This window comes from Okeania sp. (genome assembly GCF_983059655.1).
In genome coordinates, this window is sequence record NZ_CEZPJD010000028.1 from 5,010 (window position 1) to 24,889 (window position 19,880).

General features: G+C 37.2%; 11 protein-coding genes. 9 read left to right on the forward strand and 2 right to left on the reverse strand.

Translation table 11 applies throughout. The features are described 5' to 3' along the window. Positions 1 to 425: 425 nt before the first annotated feature. Complete coding sequence (locus AC3DU7_RS03435) at positions 426 to 2,147, reverse strand: alpha/beta hydrolase (protein ID WP_488037967.1); 1,722 nt, start codon at positions 2,145 to 2,147, stop codon at positions 426 to 428. A 490-nt stretch (positions 2,148 to 2,637) separates the two neighbouring features. Between AC3DU7_RS03435 and AC3DU7_RS03440 the strand changes: the two genes are divergently transcribed. From AC3DU7_RS03440 to AC3DU7_RS03470, 7 genes are all read left to right on the forward strand, one after another. Next, the gene (locus AC3DU7_RS03440) at positions 2,638 to 4,236 is read left to right on the forward strand and encodes an SDR family NAD(P)-dependent oxidoreductase (protein ID WP_488037968.1); all 1,599 of its coding nucleotides are present in this window, start codon (positions 2,638 to 2,640) and stop codon (positions 4,234 to 4,236) included. A 297-nt stretch (positions 4,237 to 4,533) separates the two neighbouring features. Beyond that, positions 4,534 to 5,142 carry an NfeD-like protein gene (locus tag AC3DU7_RS03445; RefSeq protein WP_488037969.1) on the forward strand — a complete coding sequence of 203 codons (609 nt, stop codon included), beginning with the start codon at positions 4,534 to 4,536 and terminating at the stop codon, positions 5,140 to 5,142. A gap of 238 nt (positions 5,143 to 5,380) precedes the next feature. Next, complete coding sequence (locus tag AC3DU7_RS03450) at positions 5,381 to 5,725, forward strand: hypothetical protein (protein WP_488037970.1); 345 nt, start codon at positions 5,381 to 5,383, stop codon at positions 5,723 to 5,725. A gap of 287 nt (positions 5,726 to 6,012) precedes the next feature. Further along, positions 6,013 to 7,449 (forward strand): flotillin family protein, encoded by a 1,437-nt coding sequence (locus tag AC3DU7_RS03455; RefSeq protein WP_488037971.1) that lies wholly within the window; start codon positions 6,013 to 6,015, stop codon positions 7,447 to 7,449. A gap of 5 nt (positions 7,450 to 7,454) precedes the next feature. Continuing rightward, complete coding sequence (locus AC3DU7_RS03460) at positions 7,455 to 7,595, forward strand: hypothetical protein (RefSeq protein WP_488037972.1); 141 nt, start codon at positions 7,455 to 7,457, stop codon at positions 7,593 to 7,595. Between the two features lie 275 nt (positions 7,596 to 7,870). After that, the gene (locus AC3DU7_RS03465; RefSeq protein ID WP_488037973.1) at positions 7,871 to 9,103 is read left to right on the forward strand and encodes a flotillin family protein; all 1,233 of its coding nucleotides are present in this window, start codon (positions 7,871 to 7,873) and stop codon (positions 9,101 to 9,103) included. A 515-nt stretch (positions 9,104 to 9,618) separates the two neighbouring features. Continuing rightward, positions 9,619 to 10,200 carry a hypothetical protein gene (locus AC3DU7_RS03470; protein WP_488037974.1) on the forward strand — a complete coding sequence of 194 codons (582 nt, stop codon included), beginning with the start codon at positions 9,619 to 9,621 and terminating at the stop codon, positions 10,198 to 10,200. Between the two features lie 315 nt (positions 10,201 to 10,515). On the opposite strand, the gene AC3DU7_RS03475 is transcribed toward AC3DU7_RS03470, so the two are convergent. Next, positions 10,516 to 11,988: a leucyl aminopeptidase gene (locus tag AC3DU7_RS03475; protein WP_488037975.1), complete on the reverse strand. Its 1,473-nt coding sequence runs from the start codon at positions 11,986 to 11,988 to the stop codon at positions 10,516 to 10,518. 734 nt (positions 11,989 to 12,722) lie between these two features. Here AC3DU7_RS03475 and AC3DU7_RS03480 point away from each other — a divergent pair. Both AC3DU7_RS03480 and AC3DU7_RS03485 read left to right on the forward strand, forming a co-directional pair. Further along, positions 12,723 to 16,682: an EAL domain-containing protein gene (locus AC3DU7_RS03480; protein ID WP_488037976.1), complete on the forward strand. Its 3,960-nt coding sequence runs from the start codon at positions 12,723 to 12,725 to the stop codon at positions 16,680 to 16,682. Between the two features lie 1,004 nt (positions 16,683 to 17,686). Then, entirely contained in the window at positions 17,687 to 19,852 is a 2,166-nt protein-coding gene (locus AC3DU7_RS03485) for a lytic transglycosylase domain-containing protein (protein WP_488037977.1), read from the forward strand. Positions 19,853 to 19,880 lie beyond the last annotated feature (28 nt).

Genomic DNA, 19,880 nt, shown 5'->3' on the forward strand with positions numbered 1-19,880 from the left:
AGGGAAGTTGTATTGTCATATTTTATTTCCTCAGATGCCTCAGTATTTTTAGTATATATTATTTAATTAATTCAGGCACAATCGAGATATATAGATATTTTGATTTTTTTTGCTTTCCATAAATCAATCAATATCGTTGTTTCATAGTATGTTTTTTATTTTAAAATTATTGGCTAAATTTGGCATAAATTAAACCATTAAACTCCTCTCTATTTTTGAATAAAAGTTATGGCAATTTGTAACTACATCAAACTGTTAATAAATTTCGGAAAAACTTATTTTCTATTTTCCATCATCTCCTAGATAACTAATATCATATGAATAAGTTTGAGACCTGATTTTTTGTCAGTTATAAAAAAATTAGGAACTGGCAGTACCGAATAAATACTGAAATAATCTTTACTTTTGTCCCTCTTCCTTCTTCTCTATTTTTCTAAATTTTGAAACCAGGAAGACCTAACAGTAACCCCAATAATTCCTATGGGCAAAAATAAAAATAACCCCAGCATCTGTAATGCTAATATTCCTTTACTCATTACCAACACCAATAAACCATCGCTCGCTCGCTGATACAATACCCCTAAAAAAGCTAACAATAATAATCCTAATAAACCAATTTGTTTCTGGGAAATATTACTCACTCCAGTGAAAACAAACGGACGACGTAACCATTTCACACTCCCCACTAAAATGTGTTCTACTATTAGCAAAGTTATCCCAGACGACATCAATTCTAACAAAACCAATAATACAAATAACCAACTAACTTGTAATTCTAAAGTATAAGTAGGAATCAAAATTAGTTTAGCTGCTATGGTGTAGTTATAGAAGGCAAAAAACGGCCACTGGAGCAAAAATTGAGGTAAACTCATCAGATAATTTGGTGTAGTTAAAATTTCAGTGACTCCACATAATAATGTTGGCAATAAAAACGCTACTATCAAAAGCAAAACATATAAACAAACAACTCGCAAAATAGAAGCTAACTTGTCAGAGCGACGTAAAGCATAATTGCTACACAGTTGCAAAACATAACAAAACACCAGCATATTACTCGCACTTCTAGTGGGTGCCAGACCTCTTATTGCCATTAACCAAATAACGGTCATTTGTATTGCCAATAACCAGGTAACGCAACGTCGCCATAATAACTGTACTTTTAACGTTGCTGCTTTTTTTATCTGACGAAAATATATTTCTTCTACTAAACTTTCTCCTCTCGTTTCTGTCTTCTGCATTCTGATTTTTTCATCAGGTCGAAGTAATACACAAACACCAGAAGCAATACCACCTGCAAATGTTAATAACATAGAAATGATTAAACCAGGGGCAGCTAATTTTACCTCCTTAGTAGAATTAACATCTAAACTACGTTGTGCCCACTTGATAACTTCCATCATTAACTTTGGGTCGTAGGTGGCGATGATATGGTCTGCGGTGCCAGAAATTATTAACAGTCGAGCAGTGCCATTACTGAAACTACCGCAAATATTATTACTATTATTGACACAAACAGGATTTTTGCTACCCGTTGCTTGTTGCAACATAATTCTTAAATCTTCAGGAGGGTTAATTTGCTCGTATAAACCAGCACCCAAAAATAGATTTCGAGGAATGGTGGTAGTAGCGCTGCCACTCATACCTAAAATAATTGTCGAGCGCAATACTTTTTCTGTTTGCCCCAACTTTAATGCTGTTGCACCACCCATAGAGTGACCAAGAATACCAATGCGGTCTCCATCAAAAATTTCTGGGCGATCGCGAATGTATGCGAGGACTGCTTTAGCATCTGCTTTGGTATTTTTGTCTAAGTTTTCTATAGACTTTTCTCTATTTTTCAGTGGATAAGACTCGCCATAACCGCCAAAGTCAAAAGCGATCGCTGCTATTCCATGTCTTGCTAACTCTACTGCTAGAGGTGTCATCATTTCTTTGCTATTGTTGACACCATGACACAATAATATTACTGGATGAGGTTTTGCTGTGCTGGGAGTATAGATACGACTGACTAAATTTCGTTGAGAGTCTATTTCAATATTTATAGATTTTACTTCAATACCGATAGTAGGATTAAATATAATTGATAATATTAAACCCATTCCTAATAATAGCAAACTTAGTAACAATCTATAACGATGCCCATTCATAAATATTGGCCTCAATTTCAGCTACAGCGCTGTGCGCAGGCAACAGGCAACAGGCAACAGGCAATAGGGGGGATAAAAAGCTGTTTGCGTAGCATTCCGTCAGGAATAATATCAGACTTTTAACTATTGGACAGTTCCTGTAATTTGTACATAAGCCAGCACACATTGCTATAGTATGAATTATTGTTCCCTATTTTTGTGGTTTTCTCAACAAATTATTGTTTAGATATAAATTAATTTTATGATATAGGTAAGCATTTCCTGGGGAGGAACTGCGTTAACAGCTATTGCTTTTAATTTTAGATAAAATATTTACTAATTGAGAAGGAGAGGCAGTTATTAATTGTTAATTGTCAATACTTTTTTTACAGCACTTTTGAGGATAGTGAGGTACGATTGTAAAATTATTATTATTTTTCCTGTTCCCGGTTCCCTGTTCCCTGGGGCAATAAAACTTTGTACTTCATTAACTCGAAAACTGCTGTAATTTATGAATCAAGATTTACAAAATCAAGTATGTATTGTTACGGGTGGTAATTCTGGTGTTGGTTTAATGACTTCTGTTGGTTTAGCTAAAGCTGGATGTCATGTATTTATTGCCTGTCGCTCTATTAGTAAAGCCACAAAAGCTGTAGATTATATTCGTCAAATTAGTGGCAATAAAAACGTTGAATTCTTGCCTTTAAATCTAGCTTGTTTAGATTCAGTTCGTAAATTTGTTGATTTGTTCTTAGCTAGGGAGCTGACTCTAAATATTTTAGTTAACAATGCCGGAATTTTTAATCAAAGAGGTACTACTCAAGAAGGATTTGAATTAATTTGGGGGACCAACTATTTAGGTCATTTTTTACTGACATATCTTTTATTAGAAAAACTCAAAAGTTCTGGCGCTAGTAAAATTATTATGGTAGCTTCAGATCTGGCATTAAAGCCAAAAACTATTCCTTGGAATTTATTAGTAAAAAAAACACCTCTCAACTTTTTAGAACTTTATTCTGTCTCTAAATTATGTTTGTTACTTTTGACAACTGAACTTGCCAGACAGTTAGAAAATACAAATGTAACTGTTAATGCCGTTCATCCAGGATTTGTACAATCCAATATTACAATTTGGCATCGTCTGAGTAAATATTTAGGTTTAGGAATTTCTCCAGAAAAGGGCGCAAATAGTACATTATCTTGTGCTAAGTCAAGTCAACTAAAAGAGATAAGTGGTAAATTTTTTGATTCTCAAACCCAAGAAATTCCTTTGCCAAAAATTGCAACAGATACTGACCTAGCAAAACAACTTTGGGAAAGAAGTTTACTCTGGAGTGGATGCCAGAATATAACAACTAACAAAACAATTAATTATGATAATTTTTCTGGAATATCCGGTCCTTACACCCTCAAACTAGACAGTCAAGAAATTGCTCAAATTACCAAAACAATTTTTGCCGAAATCTTACCAAAACCTCCAGGAAAATTATTATTTTTACGCCTTTTAAATTTTTTATGTAAATTAAAACTTGGTTCAGCATTTCTATTATTAGTTCAAATTTGGAAACAAGAATTTCACATGGAAAGACATCTTGATTCCCCTGAAATTTGGAAAATATGTCAGGATGAAAAATTATTAGCAAAATTGCAAGAATATTTAGGAGAAAAATTAGTATTATGGCGCTCCGAACTCTGGGTAAATTATCCCGCAAAACAATTAATTCCCTTGTGGCACAGAGACTCTTATCCAAAATTGCTTTCTGGTGTAGGTAAAACAATTAATATTTATATTGCTCTGACTGAAGTAAATCAATTTAATGGCTTTGAATTTATACCAAATATTCAGAAAAGTAACAATTTATCTATCAAAATGACAGACCCTTTTAGCGGCAATAATTTCTTTGAAGTTACAGAAAAATTGGCAGAAAACTCAGTGCCAGTTATTCTCAAAGCAGGTCAATTTGTGATGTTTACAGATGAACTTATTCATCGTTCTGTCTGTAATACTAGCGGTAAAGTTAGACTATCATTAACTTTACGAGTTACTCAGCCTAGCATAGAAGTTTTACCTAATTATAATCCTAATTATCAACAGTCAGTATTGCTGTAGTAGAAGCAAGAAGAAAAAAGCAAGAGGGAAGAAGGAAGAATAAATTAAGAGCAAAAGCAATCTCAAAGATATTTGATAGAATTAGATTAGCTGCTTTTAAGTATAAAACTATAATTTCCTTTCTGTATAGCAAATATTGAGTTGCTTAGAACTTAGAACATAGAGTTATGATTAATTGAATACTGAGAAATCTGTTTCCCACTTTCACAAATTTTTTTAACAAATAGGCTGAATAGAAACTAATTTGGCAGAATATAAATAGATTAAGAGGCTCTTAAAAATTATGAAGGACAACTTATGGAATCAGCTTATGTTTTCTGTCTAATTATTGGTGGAGCATTTGTGGCACTCTCCGCCTTTGCCGGTCTAGATGGTGTAGATTTTGACCAAGACTTTGACCCAGACTTAGAAATTACAGACCAATCAAGTAGACAAGTTCATACTTCAATATATCAGCGTCGCCGAGGATTATGGCTACCATTATTCAGCCTCAAATTTTGGACTTTTGGCAGTTGTTTCTTTGGGCTAACTGGTATTTTGTTATCCTATATTTCTCCCACTCTTTCACCAACAATAATTGCCATTATTTCTATAATTGTTGGTATTTTATGTGGCACAATTATGGCATGGGTGCTATATACTTTAAAACACCGTCAAGCTGATAGTTTGGTGCGTAGTGGCGATCTCGCAGGTCTTTCTGGAATTGTGGAGATTCCTTTTGATAAAAATAGTAGAGGAAAAATTAGATTAAATGTGAAGGAATCTGTGGTCGAACTGATGGCTTTTACTGAAGAATCTAGGGAATTTACTAGAGGGGAAAAAGCATTTATCGTAGGAATAGAAAATAATAGAGTATGGGTAGTATCAGAAGATTATCTAGATAGAACATCAGATGATAAATCTTAATATAGCGCTGTGCGCAGGCAACAGGCAACAGGCAACAGGCAACAGGCAACAGGCAATAGGGGGAATAAATTGCCGATAATATAAGATTTTAGCTATTTGGCCCCTCCTGTAATTTGTAAATATACCAGCGCTCATTGCTATATTTTTAAGCTATCCTCGATCGCGATTTTCCAATTCCCTAATTTCAAGAAATTTTCTGCACAACTTACAATTATAGTTGCGATATGAATAGATCGGCATGAAAAATCAACTTTTAATCTTAGCCTATATGTCGGTGGGAGTAGGAATATTTTGCGGGATGTTAATAGTATTATTGTTGTCTATTTTTCGACAAAACCAAGTTATAAATAGTATTGTCAGTCCTCAAGATTTTTTAGGTTTACTCTGCACTGTGGAAATTCCATTCGATACTCATAGTAGGGGTAAAGTTAGTCTAAATGTTAAAGGATCTAACATCGGATTAATTGCCCGTACAACAGAAGAATCTAAAGAATTTACTAAGGGAGAAGAGGTATTTATTATCGGCACAGAGAATAATCAAGTGTGGGTAATTTCCAAATCATCTTTTCTACATCAGGAATAATCATAAATGAAGAAGGCAGAAGGCAGAAGGCAGAAGGCAGAAGGCAGAAGGCAGAGGGGAAAATTGCTTATGGATAGTCTTCGACACGCCACTCCGTGTCTACAAACCCCAAACAATTTTTAGCACTCTTGTTGACAGTGGGGTATTAAACCCACCACAGAAAAGATAATGAATAACTACAGATATTTTTAGGAAATAAACGATTTGTAGGCCAGTTAGCTATAACTCTCTATACTACTACATGAAAAATACTATATTTCACAAAAATCAATGAGGAAATTTAACTAATGAAAAGTGAATTTTTAGAATCTAATCAAGCCGAATTAACTACTGTAGAAATAGCACAAATTCCTCCTGTAATACAAAGAGAGCCAATTCAGGATTTTACAGGAAAAATTTCTACAGGTTTACCCATCGCTCTATCTATATTTGGAGTGATAGTATTAATCTGGTTTATCAACACATTCATACAAATTTGTAAACCCAACGAAATTCTAATTTTATCCGGTAGAAAACGGCGGACAAAAGAAGGAGAAACAGTGGGTTATCGCGTAATCTTCGGTGGTAGAGCAATTCCCATCCCAATTCTGGAAACAACCAAAACCATGGACTTACGCACCATGCCAGTACCTGTGGAAGTGCGGAATGCTTACTCCAAAGGCGGTACTCCACTCAATATTCAAGCGATCGCCAATGTCAAAGTTTCCAATGACCCCAAAATAGTAGGCAATGCTATAGAAAGATTTCTCGACCGCGACCGCTCGGAAATTACCCGTGTAGCAAGAGAAACTCTAGAAGGAAACCTGCGGGGTGTAGTTGCTACCCTGACCCCCGAACAACTAAACGAAGACCGTCTCCAATTCGCCGAACGCATTGCCGAAGATGTGAGTCGCGACTTAGCAAAATTGGGTCTCCAACTCGATATCCTGAAAATTCAAAGTGTTTCCGATGACGTAGACTACCTAAATTCTATTGGGCGCAAACAAATTGCGATGATTCGCCGAGATGCAGAAATAGCTGAATCTAACGCCAAAGCAGAAGCAGACCAAATAGAAGCAGACTGCCAACGACAATCAGAAATTGCCAAAACTCAGTCAGAAACATTTATCGTCCAGAAAGAAAACGAACTTCGTAAAATTCAAGCAGAATTGGAGCAGGAAGCACGTTCAGAAGAAGAACGAACTAAAGCAGCAGCTAAAGAAGCAAGAGCAAGAGCAGAACAATTATTGCAAACAGTCCGTGCTGAGTTAGAGAGGTTGCGTTTAGAAGCAGATGAAGTATTGCCAGCAGAAGCACAACGACAGGCAAAAGAACTCCAAGCAAAGGGAAATGCTGCTTCTCTATCAGAAAATGCTCAAGCTGAAGCTTTAGTTAACGATATGCTTTCCCAAGTTTGGCAAGAGACTGGTAAAGATGCTGCGGAGTTATTCTACTTACAACAAATTAGTATGATTTTGCGCGAGTCTGCGAAAGTGACAGAGCAAGTTAAATTAGAAAATATCAAAGTTATCGATAGTGGAGATGGCAAGTCTATCGCTAGTTTGGTAAATGCTTACCCTGAAATATTCCGCCAGTTCCTCAAAAATGTTAATCAAACCCTGGGTGTTGATGTAACTGGTAATTTCAGCAATGGAAATGGGAAAGAAGTTATAGCAGGGAACAGGGAACAGGGAACAGGGAACAGGGAACAGGGAGGAAAACATTTCCCTGGTGGTGCATTGTAATAGCCGTGTATTTTAATGATTTTTGTTACGAAGCATGGCAGTGGGAGCATCTTGCTCCCGTGGTAGAGTTACTTGTTCCTATCCAAAATTACTATGCAGGACTACCATTTCCCTTATGGGTTTTAAGTAGTCAAGCAAAATTATAGCAATTCCCATACTGGTGAGGTACAAAATTTTAAGCTTGAGGGAAAAGGGAACAGGGAACAGGGAATAAAAAGACAAAAAGATAACTGTACCTCATGACTTTGGGAAACGCTATAATTGTATATTTGATGATTAGGTAATAGCTAGGAAATATAATTTTTAAAGCCATTGCTCAAGCACACAAGTATATTTTTTGTCCTCTTCCTTTTTCCTTTTTCCTTCTTCCTTCTTCCTTCTTCCTTACTTAAATAACTAAAATAACGGAGTAAAAAAAATCATGGAAATAGTATTAGCATTATTGGGAGTTTTCAGTCTTGGTACTGGTGCTGGTGTCTTTGTCATTCGGAACCTTTACTATATTTGTCAACCAAGTGAAGTCCTAATTTTTTCTGGAAGTCGTCACCATGTTGGAGAAAGCGATAAAAAAGTTGGATATCGTCTCGTCAAGGGAGGTAGTAGCATTCGCGTTCCCCTTTTAGAACAAGCTTTCCGCATGGACTTGAGTAATATGATCATTGAACTCAAGGTTAATAATGCTTATTCTAAAGGTGGTATTCCTCTCACAGTTGAGAGTGTGGCAAATATCAAAATTGCTGGTGAAGAACCTACTATTCACAATGCGATCGAGCGTCTGCTAGGCAAAACTCGCAAGGAAATTGAAAAATTAGCTCAGGAAACCCTCGAAGGAAATTTGCGTGGTGTGTTAGCTTCTCTGACACCGGAACAAGTTAATGAAGACAAAATTGCTTTTGCTAAAAGCTTGCTAGAAGAAGCAGAAGACGATCTAGAAAAATTAGGTTTAGTTTTAGATACTCTACAAATTCAGAATATTGCTGATGATGTAGGATATCTTGATTCTATTGGTCGAAAACAACAAGCTGAATTGTTACGAGACTCTCGTATTGCTGAAGCACAAACCCAGGCAGAATCAATTATTCGCTCGGCAGAAAACAAAAAAAATACTTCTTTCAAACAGATTGACACTAAAATTGCTGTAGCTCGTGCAGAAGCTGAGAGGCGTATTCAAGATGCGATGACAAAACGGCAAGCAGTGGTAGCGGAAGCAGAGGCTGATATTGGTTCAGAGGTAGCACGAACTCAAGCTGAAGTAGCAGTGCAAAATGAGCGTATTAAGCAAGTTGAACAACAGTTACAGGCAGATGTAGTTGCTCCCGCAGAAGCTGAATGTAAACGAGCGATCGCTATTGCCAAGGGAGATGCTGCTGCTATTGTCGAACCAGGAAAAGCACAAGCAGAGGGTATTAAGAAGTTGGCAGAATCTTGGAAAGCTGCTGGTGCAAATGCACGAGAAGTTTTTCTGTACCAGAAGCTGGAAGAGTTGCTGAAAATTATGGTATCTACTGTGCCAGAAGTTGACGTGGATAATGTTACCGTAATTAATGCTCAAGATGGAAGCAATGCGACAAAAATGGCTGCTTTTTTTGAAGAGTTAAAGCAAACTACTGGTATTGATGTAGCAGCTACTGTGAATAATTTTACTGAAAAGTAAGGTTATTTTTTGATATCAGAATTTACAGCGGTTTTCATTTGGGTAGACCATTGTAGGGACGCTCCATGGAACATCCCTACAAGGTTTGTTTGTGAAGATGTGGTTCATCAACTTGAAAAGCTCTGTAGGAGAAAATCATAGCTGTCGTGATTGAGTAAACGATTAAGCAAGTATTTATACTTAATTATTTGCTCGGAATTTGATGAACGAAAAAGTAATTGAAATGATTTACATAGTGTAAATACTTACTTTTATGTGTTTTAATTAAGATTTAATTAAATTAGTTGTTTGCAATTGCGCTGTTTAGAATACGGTGTTAATCTCTCAATTGGGTGAGCAAATAAAAGTTAATTCGTCTTTACTTAACTTAATGATTTGTTTTAACTTTTCTTTCTCAATTTTTTTGAAATTCATTGATTATTATATCGTCAGTTTTGGGCGTGCGTTTGAGGATATTTGTGCCTTCTCCTTATCTACTATTCATTATTTTCATTTTTTTTATAAGAGCAACTATCATGAAATTTAAAAGATATTTTTACAACTTCCTAACAAATTCTTTAGCAACTGCCGGAGCCATTATTTTCTGCAATTTGCTGCCAGCAACCGCAGCTAGTTTTACAACAACCTACAGTTTTGATGGTGATAATGATGCCGATATCAGCCTCGTGATGGATTTTTCAGGAGAAGACTCTTCTTTAGATGGAGTTATTGGATTGACTGAGTTAGACTCTTGGAGTGTTCGGTTGTTTTCAGATGAATCGCTATTGTTTGAAGAGCTTGTAGTATCGGCAGGAGAGGTTGATCCGGACCTCAGCTATGCTTCTTTCTCTTTCTCTTTAGTGGACAACGCATTTCTTTCATTTGATAGCGGTGCTCCCAATCCCCCTTATATAATACTGGGCGGCTCCCAGATCTCCTTCAATGGCATTGGCGCAAACATACCGGCGACTGTATCCTTGGAGGACGTAGTCGCTGGTGAAACTGTGGTTAATGGGGCGGTTTCCACCCCCGAACCAGCAGTATCTATAGTAAGTTTTATCGCACTGAGCGGTTTAATGCTAGGCGGAACGAGAAAGGCTAGAAAGACTAAAGTTTAAAAAGCTTAAAGCTTGAAATTCTTCTTTTCTCCACGATACCTGGCGCAGCAAAAAGTAAGTCAGAAGTCAGAAGTATTATATCATGTCCGGATAATCAGTTATAAAAAAACCTTTTCCCTTTGAACTTTTTTTCTCTTCTGACTTCTGCCTTCCCTCCTGAGTTCTGGATTCTGTTTGCAGAGCATGACAAACGGAAATTCTGGCTCCTGCCTTTACCACTCATACTTTATTCAGCAAACCCTAACTAATCATCCGAAAATGGTTTTGGTGGTATGACTTCTGGAGCTGTAATCTCAAAAAGGTTACTCGAAATTTCTAACTCAAAACCCAGTTGACCAAAGTCCGAACGCCATATCCTGTCGCACCAGCATTATTGTAACCATTCTCTGCATCTATCCATACAGGTCCAGCCACATCCAAATGCGCCCAAGGTGTATCTTTAACAAACTGCTTCAAAAATAAAGCAGCAGTAATAGCACCACCAGGGCGAGGTCCAGTATTTTTCATATCAGCGTGCATAGCTTTCAACCCCTCAAAATATTTCTCCTCCAAAGGCATCCGCCATAGTTTCTCACCAGCACTTTCTGCTGCTGCCACCAGTTGCCCCGCTAAATCATCATTAGGACTCCATAAACCAGCAATATCATTACCCAATGCCACGACACAAGCTCCTGTGAGAGTAGCTAAATCAACGATCGCATCTACTCCTAACTTATCAGCAAAAACTAAAGCATCGGCCAAGGTTAAACGCCCCTCTGCATCCGTATTGTTCACCTCAATAGTTTTGCCATTAGAAGCAGTGAGGAAGTCTCCAGGGTGCATGGCGTGGCCACTAACCATATTTTCAGTGACGGCGCTAATAAAGTGAACTTCCGCATCTGGTTTAAGTTGAGCGATCGCTTTAACAGTACCAAAAGTTGTACCAGCTCCACCCATATCAACTTTCATCATTTCAATCCCACTACCAGAAGTCTTTAAGTTTAAGCCACCAGAGTCAAAAGTTAAGCCTTTTCCTACTATTGCTAACTTTTTACGAGGAGTACCTTCTGGTTTGTAGGTAATATGAATAAATTTTGGTGGAAGATCGGAAGCTTGAGCAACTCCAAGGAAAGCTCCCATACCTAGCTTTTCACAATCTTCTCGTTCCAAAATTTCTATAGTTAGCCCAAACTCTTTAGCCAAAGCTTCAGCCGTTTCAGCCATAGTTATTGGGGTACAAGAGTTAGCAGGTGCTGCTACAAGTTCCCTGGCTAGGATAACCCCAGAACAGATTTTCCGGGCACGGGCGATCGCTTCATCAGAGCCAGTTAAACCGATTAACTCTACTTTTTCTACATCTGGCCCTTGGTCTTCTAGTTTAGATTTAAAGCGATTATCTTGATGGAGGACTAACTCAACACCTTCTGTAATGGCTGCACTTGTAGCTTCAGCATTGTCACATATTGGTAAGCTAATGCCTAAAGTTTTGCACCTCTCCTTTTTTGCCAAACGTCCACAAGTTGCTGCTGCTTGGCGCAGAGTTTCTAATTTTAACTCTTCCGATTTACCAAGGCCCACTATAATAATTTTGCGGATGGATTTTTTGCTGCCCACACGAGTCGAGGCATTGGTGTTGACTTTACCCTTAAATTCTGTTTCTTCGATTAGTTCAGATAAAGTGCCAGTCAGCTTTTCATTCAAATAGGCCATATCCCCGGTTAATATGCTATCGGTATCTTCAAATAAACCAATGGCTAGGGCATCTCCGGTCCATTCTAACAGAGGTGTATTGATTGTTGTAATTTCCATCTTAATTTCCTTTTAACTGGTAGTTGATAAATTATCTTAATCGTTTTTTTGAGTTCAAACTTATATAATTACTTTTATTTTGTTTTGATGATTTTTTTAATTAAGTTAATATACATGAATTGAACAGCAATCGAAACCTATTTAATTTGCAGTTCGGCAATTCCCCTTCCGTTAAATCGCAGATTATAACGGGAGACCCATTGTCAAATCAAATTGGGAATAGACAAAAACGAGCTAAACAATGCTGCTTTTATCAAAAGATTAATATTTTTTTTGAAAACATAATACTTTATAATGGTCAAAGGAAAGGGTGCGGACAGTTCAAAAGCTTAAAACTCATACAAAACAATATTCTTCTTTCTTACTTCTTCCTTTTTCCTTCTGCTATCAAATCTAATATTTCATATTTTTAAACTGTGGTTACATTGTTATTAATTCAGGTTAAGTTGATTTTATCCTAGCAATTATATTTTGTAATCTGTAAGAATATTTTCAGCGTACAACAATAAATTATCTATTATTCGTTTTAGATATACTATCCCTGTTTTATATAAATATATAGAAGTTTTTATCTATATAAAAGATAACATACAAATAGTAAATATGTTGATCGAAAAGAGCTACAGAGTAACAAATTTTCAAGGTTGAGGAGTCTAAAGATAGCTAATATAAAGTTTTAAATTATACCAAAATAAAATATTAGAAATTTCAAAAAATTTACAAAATTAGTTATTATGTGGCAACCCATACTAAACATATTTTCCCCAGAACAATTAATACCCCATGGACAATGCTATCTTTGGGATTCAGGCTTAATTTGGCTGCACGCTAGCTCAGACGCATTAACAGCAATAGCTTACTACTTTATCTCATTCACGTTAGTATACTTTGTTCATCAACGAAAGGATATACCCTTTAAACGGATATTTTGGATGTTTGGGGCTTTTATTGCTTCTTGCGGTACAGTCCATCTTCTAGAAGTTTGGACTTTGTGGCATCCCTCCTATTGGTTATCAGGAGGTATCAAAGCAATTACAGCAATGGTTTCCCTGTACACAGCGCTGGAGATGTACTCTCTGATTCCTCAAGCATTAGAATTACCAAGCGCATCCAAATTAACAGCAACTAACGAAACTTTAGAATCAGAAATTAAAGAACGTAAAGAGATAGAAAAAGCACTACGAAAAAGTGAAAGTCAATATCGTGCCATAGTCCAAGACCAAACAGAATTGATTTGTCGTTTTGATAAAGAGGGATTTTTGAGTTTTGTCAACGATGCTTATTGTCGCTATTTTGACACAACGCCAGAGGAGCTAATTGGGATAAGTTTTTATCAGTTTTTATCATCTTTTGAGGTTGTCAAGCTACAAAAACTATTAGATACTCTGACTCCAGAGCAGCCAGTAACTATCAACGAACAAATGATAGAAATATTCAACGGAGAGTGGAGATGCCAGGAGTGGACAAATCGAGCAATATTTGACAAAGACAATAACTTAGTAGAATATCAAGCAGTGGGGCGAGATATCACAGCTATCCGAGAAAGCGAAAGACGCTTCCAGGCTATTTTTCATCAAACATTTCAATTTATGGGACTCTTAAACCCAGACGGTACTATTTTAGAAGCTAATCAGACATTTTTAGATTTTACTGGTTTCAAACATGAAGATATTGTCGGACATTTCTTTTGGCAAGTTAAATGGTGGTTAGCAGTGGATGATGAAGAACATCCAATAAACAGAGAAACTAAACATAGACTTGCTAAAAAACAAATGAGAAAAGCGATCGCTAAAGCAATTATAGGTGAATTTGTACGTTATGAAGTTATGGTAGTTGGTCAACATCAACAAATAATTACCATCGACTTCTCTCTCAAACCAGTTTTTAACGAACTTGGGCAGACGATCTTATTAATTTCCGAAGGTCGCGATATCACTGATAGCAAACAGGTAGAAAAACAACTTTCTATTCTCAATGCGGAATTAGAAACACGAGTGACAGAGCAAACTTCCCAATTAATGCTGATTAACCAAGCTTGTAAAAATCGAATTAGACAGCAGCGAGCTGTAGCTCAAATTACTCAAAAAGCCTTATCTGGCAAAAATATTTCTCTGCTGATGGATGAGATGGTACAAATGGTTTCCCAAATATTAGATGGAGAGTACTGCAAGATTCTCCAACTGTTACCTGATGGTAATTCTTTACTATTGCGAGCTGGTGTTGGTTGGCAAGAGGGACTTGTAGGTTATGCGGTCCTAAATCCTGGCAGTGATACTCAAGTAGGTTATACCCTACATTCATCTAAACCTGTGATTGTCCAAGACCTTAGTTTTGAAACCAGGTTCAGAACCACAAAACTGCTGCGCGACCATGGTATTATTTCTGGGATCAGCGTCATTATCCCTGGCAGTGACAAACAAAAGCCTTATGGGATACTAGCTATACATACTAAAATGAGGTGGTGGTTTACTCAGGATGATGTTTATTTTTTGCAGGCAGTGGCTAATGCATTAGGTACAGCGATCGAACGACAAAAAACTCAGAATTCTCTGAGGTCTAGCGAAGAAAATTTCCGTCAAATTGCAGAAAATATCCGAGAGGTTTTTTGGATAACTAACCTTGACAAAAGTGAGTCTATCTACGTCAGTCCTACTTATGAATATGTTTGGGGGCGCTCCATCACAAATTTAGAAGATTGGCGAGAAACAGTTATCAATAGCATTCATCCATTAGACCGCGATGGCTTTGTTTTGAATGATGAGAAAGAACGTCGTGGTGAATTTACTGACGACGAGTATCGAATTGTACGACCTGATGGTGAAATGCGCTGGATTTGGAGTCGTGCTTTTCCTGTACGCAATAGAGTGGGAGAAATATACCGTACTGCAGGTATTTTTGAAGATATTACAGAACGCAAACAAATGGAGTTGGCTCTGTTTCAAGAAAAAGAACTAGCGGAAATCACATTAAAATCTATCGGGGATGGAGTGATTACTACTGATGAAAAAGGTGATGTTGATTATATTAATCCCATTGCTGAAAAACTTACTGGATGGGAGTTGTCAGCAGCTAAAGGTTTACCACTTGCTGAGATTTTCCAAATTTTTGATGAACAAGACCGTACACCAATAGAGAGTCCAGTAGATATAGTTTTCCGAGAACGGCGAATCGTCGAACTGGGAAATCATACTATTTTGGTGGCCCGTGATGGTCAAGAGTATGCAATAGAGGATTCTGCTGCTCCTATCAAAACAGAAGACGATCAAATTTTAGGGGCAGTGTTAGTATTTCGAGATGTAACAGACAAGCGCAAGTTGAGGAATCAAATATTTTGGCAAGCTCAACACGATTCTTTAACAGGGTTGTTAAACCGCAGAGAATTTGAGAAATATTTAGAAAATTCTTTGGAGGAAGTGAATCAATATAATCAAGTACATACTCTTGCTTATATAGACTTAGATAGATTTAAAATTGTTAATGATACTTGTGGTCACAGAGCTGGGGATGAATTGTTGCGTCAGGTGACTCTTTTATTACAATCTCAATGTCGTCAATCAGATATTTTAGCTCGGATCGGTGGAGATGAATTTGCTTTGCTATTATTGCAGTGCGACATGAATAATACTCAACTAGTAGCGCAAAAGTTAATTGATAGTATTCAGGATTACAGATTTGTATGGGAAGATAAAACTTTTAATATTGGTGTCAGTATTGGTATAATTACTCTTAGTCAGGAAAGTCTTAGTCAGGCAGGTGTGATAAATGATGTTAATTGGCTCCTTAGTGCTGCTGATGCTGCTTGTTATATCGCCAAAAATCGAGGTCGAAATCGTTTTCATGTTTACGAAAGTGATGATTCAGATTTGAAGCAGCAAAAAAATACTGTGCATTGGGTAACAAAAATTCATCAAGCTTGCGAACAAAATCTTTTCTGTTTGTATTATCAACCTGTTGCACCATTATCAAATTCGCATTTGAATAATTTTTATCATGAGATACTTTTACGCTTGAGAGATGAAACGGATAGATTGATTCCGCCGATGGCTTTTCTTCCGGCAGCAGAAAGATATAATCTGATGCCAATGATTGACCGTTGGGTGATTCAAAACTTTTTTAGTTATTTGTCACAGCTCAAAGGTCATTTGCAACCGTCTTTTGAGGATCTTGATGGTGAGAGATTGTTTCGGGAGTTAGATACAAATAAAGCAGATACTATTTATGCAATTAATATTTCTGGTGAAACGGTTAATGATGAGGAATTTGTTGATTTTTTACAAGCACAATTAGCTAGGTTTAATATTTCTCCACAGATGATATGTTTTGAGATTACTGAGACAGTGGCGATCGCTAATCTATCTCAAGCAGCTAAGTTAATTAGAAAACTCAAAGATTTGGGTTGTTGCTTTGCTCTAGATGACTTTGGTAGTGGTGTGTCTTCTTTTACTTATCTGAAAAACTTGCCTGTAGATTACTTAAAAATTGATGGTAGTTTTGTCAAGGATATTGTCAGTGACCCCTTAGATTATGCAATAGTTGAGGGAATGAATCGGATTGGCCATGTGATGGGTCTCAAAACGATTGCTGAGTTTGTGAGCAATCATGCTATCTTAGAGAAAATTAAGACTATAGGTGTAGACTATGGTCAAGGTTATGGAATTGGTTATCCACAGCCGTTAAATAATTTGCCTGAGTGAGTTGTGGGGGTAGAGATAGGGGGGGGGTAGGAGAGTGTGGGAGGATGGGGAGATTGAAGTTATTATAGAATTATCAACATATGTTATATAACCGGATTCTATATTAAGAGTAATTTTATGCTTAATATAGACATAAAATTAGGGCGTTGCTGATTCTGGGTATGATTTGATAATTTTATATTTTGGATTTTGTATTTTGGATGGTTTGAACTACTTGTTAATATTAACTGTTCCCTCTCTTGGTGCGCATTCCCTCTCTTGGTCAGCATTCCCTTGCGTCTGACGCCGACGCGGGATCTGACCGCTTGCGTCTTTCGCCGACGCGGGGTCGCACCGCTGTTCCCTGTTCCCTGTTCCCTATAAACCTATAAACCTACTTTCATACCTTAATTCAGCAATGCCAAAATTAGTAATAGGTTGAGTCCGGAAATGAGTCAGAAAATGTGTAGGTCACTAAAGAAAATAATCCAACTAGATTCGGCAAGGGTCTTCCCGTGATAATCTCCGATTTAACGAGAGAGAAATTCACGATATGATTACTAATAGGGGCTAAGTAAAAATTTTGAGGAAAGTCCATTACTCAACTCTGAAATGAGATGGAAATATAGTAGAAGCCAGAAGGCAGCTAGTGCCACTACGCGGAAGTCAAAAGTCAAAAGTCAGAAGCGAGTGTGTAATTCTGAAGTCCCCTCAGAATGTAAGACATACTCAAGACAGTCATAAGTATTGATTGGTAAGGTTTTTAGGATTTTTTAACTGGTCAGTTATTTCTGCCATTCTGCACTAAAATGTTTGCGTAGCATTCCGCAGGAAAGACAGAAGGAAAAATCTAGCGTTGTCTGAACTTTCCACTTTAGATATGTCCTAACCTTTCCTTCAACTACAATAATTGCTATTTTTCTCAAAACTGTAATCTAAAATACAAATTAGGAAAAATAGAATTATTGCCAAGAAAAAGAATCAGACCATATTCTCTTTAAAATTAATAAACTGATCATAAGTAAATGTTAAAGCAAAATATAACAAAAGTTTCTATACTGATCGGCGTTTCTGTCAGTGCTTTGTTACTAGGAGTGTTTCTACCAGAAATTACAAATAATAACAAAAGTGTCTCTCAAAACACAATCCAAAATCAGCAGCTTAACCCAGAGCTAGATGTAACAAATTTGGTGTCACTGCCACCCGAAAAACGAAAGAGTCAACTCGAAACTGCGACGAAGAAAGGAAAATCTCTAAATAGCAGTCGGGCACGTTATATGCTAGCCAATGATTTAATCAAACAGGGAGAGGTAAAGTCGGCGATCACTAAACTTAAAAATTTAGACCAAGAATATACAGTTTTAGCACCGTATGTCATCTTAAAACGAGCGCAAGCTTATGAATTAGCTGGGGATACAGAAAAAGCACAAAAAGCTTGGTCAGAATTATTAGCAACCTATCCAGAAGACCCAGTAGTAGCAGAAGCTTTGTATGCTCTAGGAAAAGAAACGCCGGAATATTGGGATGAGGCGATCGCTAAATTTCCAGCTCACCCCACTACAGTGAAAATTGCTCAAGAAAAACTGAAGCAAAATCCTAATCAACCTCAGTTGTTATTGCTCATTGCTAAATATGGTTTTCATCTGCCGGAATATGGAACAGTATTGGAACAACTCAGAACAAAATATGCCTCCCAGTTAACTCCTGAAGATTGGGAAATGGTTGCTTTTGGATATTGGGAAAAGCAGGATTATCCTACAGGTGGCCTGGCATATAAAAAAGCAACCAAGACACCCAAAAATCTATATCGTTATGCTAGGGGTTTATGGTTAGGGAGAAAGACCAAGGAATCCCGTGAAGCTTACAAAGCCTTAATTAATCAGTTTCCTAATGGGGGAGAAGATACAGCTTTAGGTTTAATTCGTCTGTCGAGACTTGTCAAGCCAAAACAAGCCATACCCTATCTTGACAGGGTAATTGCTAATTTTCCTAGCCATGCGGCCGAAGCTATGCTCGATAAGTCTAAGTTACTCGATCGACTCAAGTCTGCTAAGTCAGCTTCACAGGTACGTCAACAGTTGTTGAGTAAGTATAAGAATTCTGATGCTGCTGCTAAATTACGGTGGGAGTTGGCAGAAAAATCTGCTGAGGGGGGCAATTTACAAGTAGCTTGGAAGTGGGCACAAGAGTTGACTGCGAATAATCCTGATAGTGAGTTAGCACCACAAGCTGGTTTCTGGGTAGGTAAGTGGGCACAGCAACTTGGGCAGACAGAGGATGCTAAAAAGGCTTTTGAATTTATGATTTTACGTTATCCCCACTCCTACTATGCTTGGCGATCGGCGGTGATGTTGGATTGGCCTGTGGGTGATTTTACTACTGTTCGTCCTCTATCTCCAGAGGTTGTACATACTAAACAGCGAGACCCATTGCCTTTTGGATCTGACACATTGCGAGAACTCTATCAGATCGGTCAAGACCGGGATGCTTGGAAACAATGGCAGGTAGAATTTGAAGACCGAATGAGTCCAACTGTTGCTCAACAGTATACTGATGGGGTGTTAAGGATTGGTATAGGAGATAATTTAGATGGTATTTGGATGCTTACTAGCTTGAGCAAACGGGAAAAACCAGAGGAAATAGCTGAGTATAAAGCATTGAAGGAAAAGCCTACTTATTGGCAAACTTTGTATCCTTTTCCTTATTTGGAAACTATTGTGAAATGGTCTAACAAACGAGAGTTAAATACTGTGTTGGTTACTGCTTTAATTCGTCAAGAATCTCGTTTTATGCCGAAGATAAAATCGGTAGTTGGTGCTACGGGGTTAATGCAAATTATGCCAGAAACGGGTAAGGAGGCAGCTAAGAGTATTAATCTTGTGAGCTATGATTTAGAGAATGTGAATGATAATGTAAATTTGGGTACTTATTACTTAGATTTTACTCATCAAGAATATAAGGATAATTCGATGTTAGCAGTAGCTAGTTATAATGCTGGACCGAATGCTGTGAGTAGTTGGTTAAAGCGGTTTGGGTTTGATGATGCTGATGTTTTTGTGGAGAAAATTCCTTATCCTGAAACCAGGGGTTATGTGGAGTCTGTCTTTGAAAATTATTGGAATTATTTGCAAATTTATAATCCTGAAGTTGCTCAGTTAATGGAGAGGCATTACGCTAAACACAATAAATAAGTCAAAAGTCAAAAGTCAAAAGTCAAAA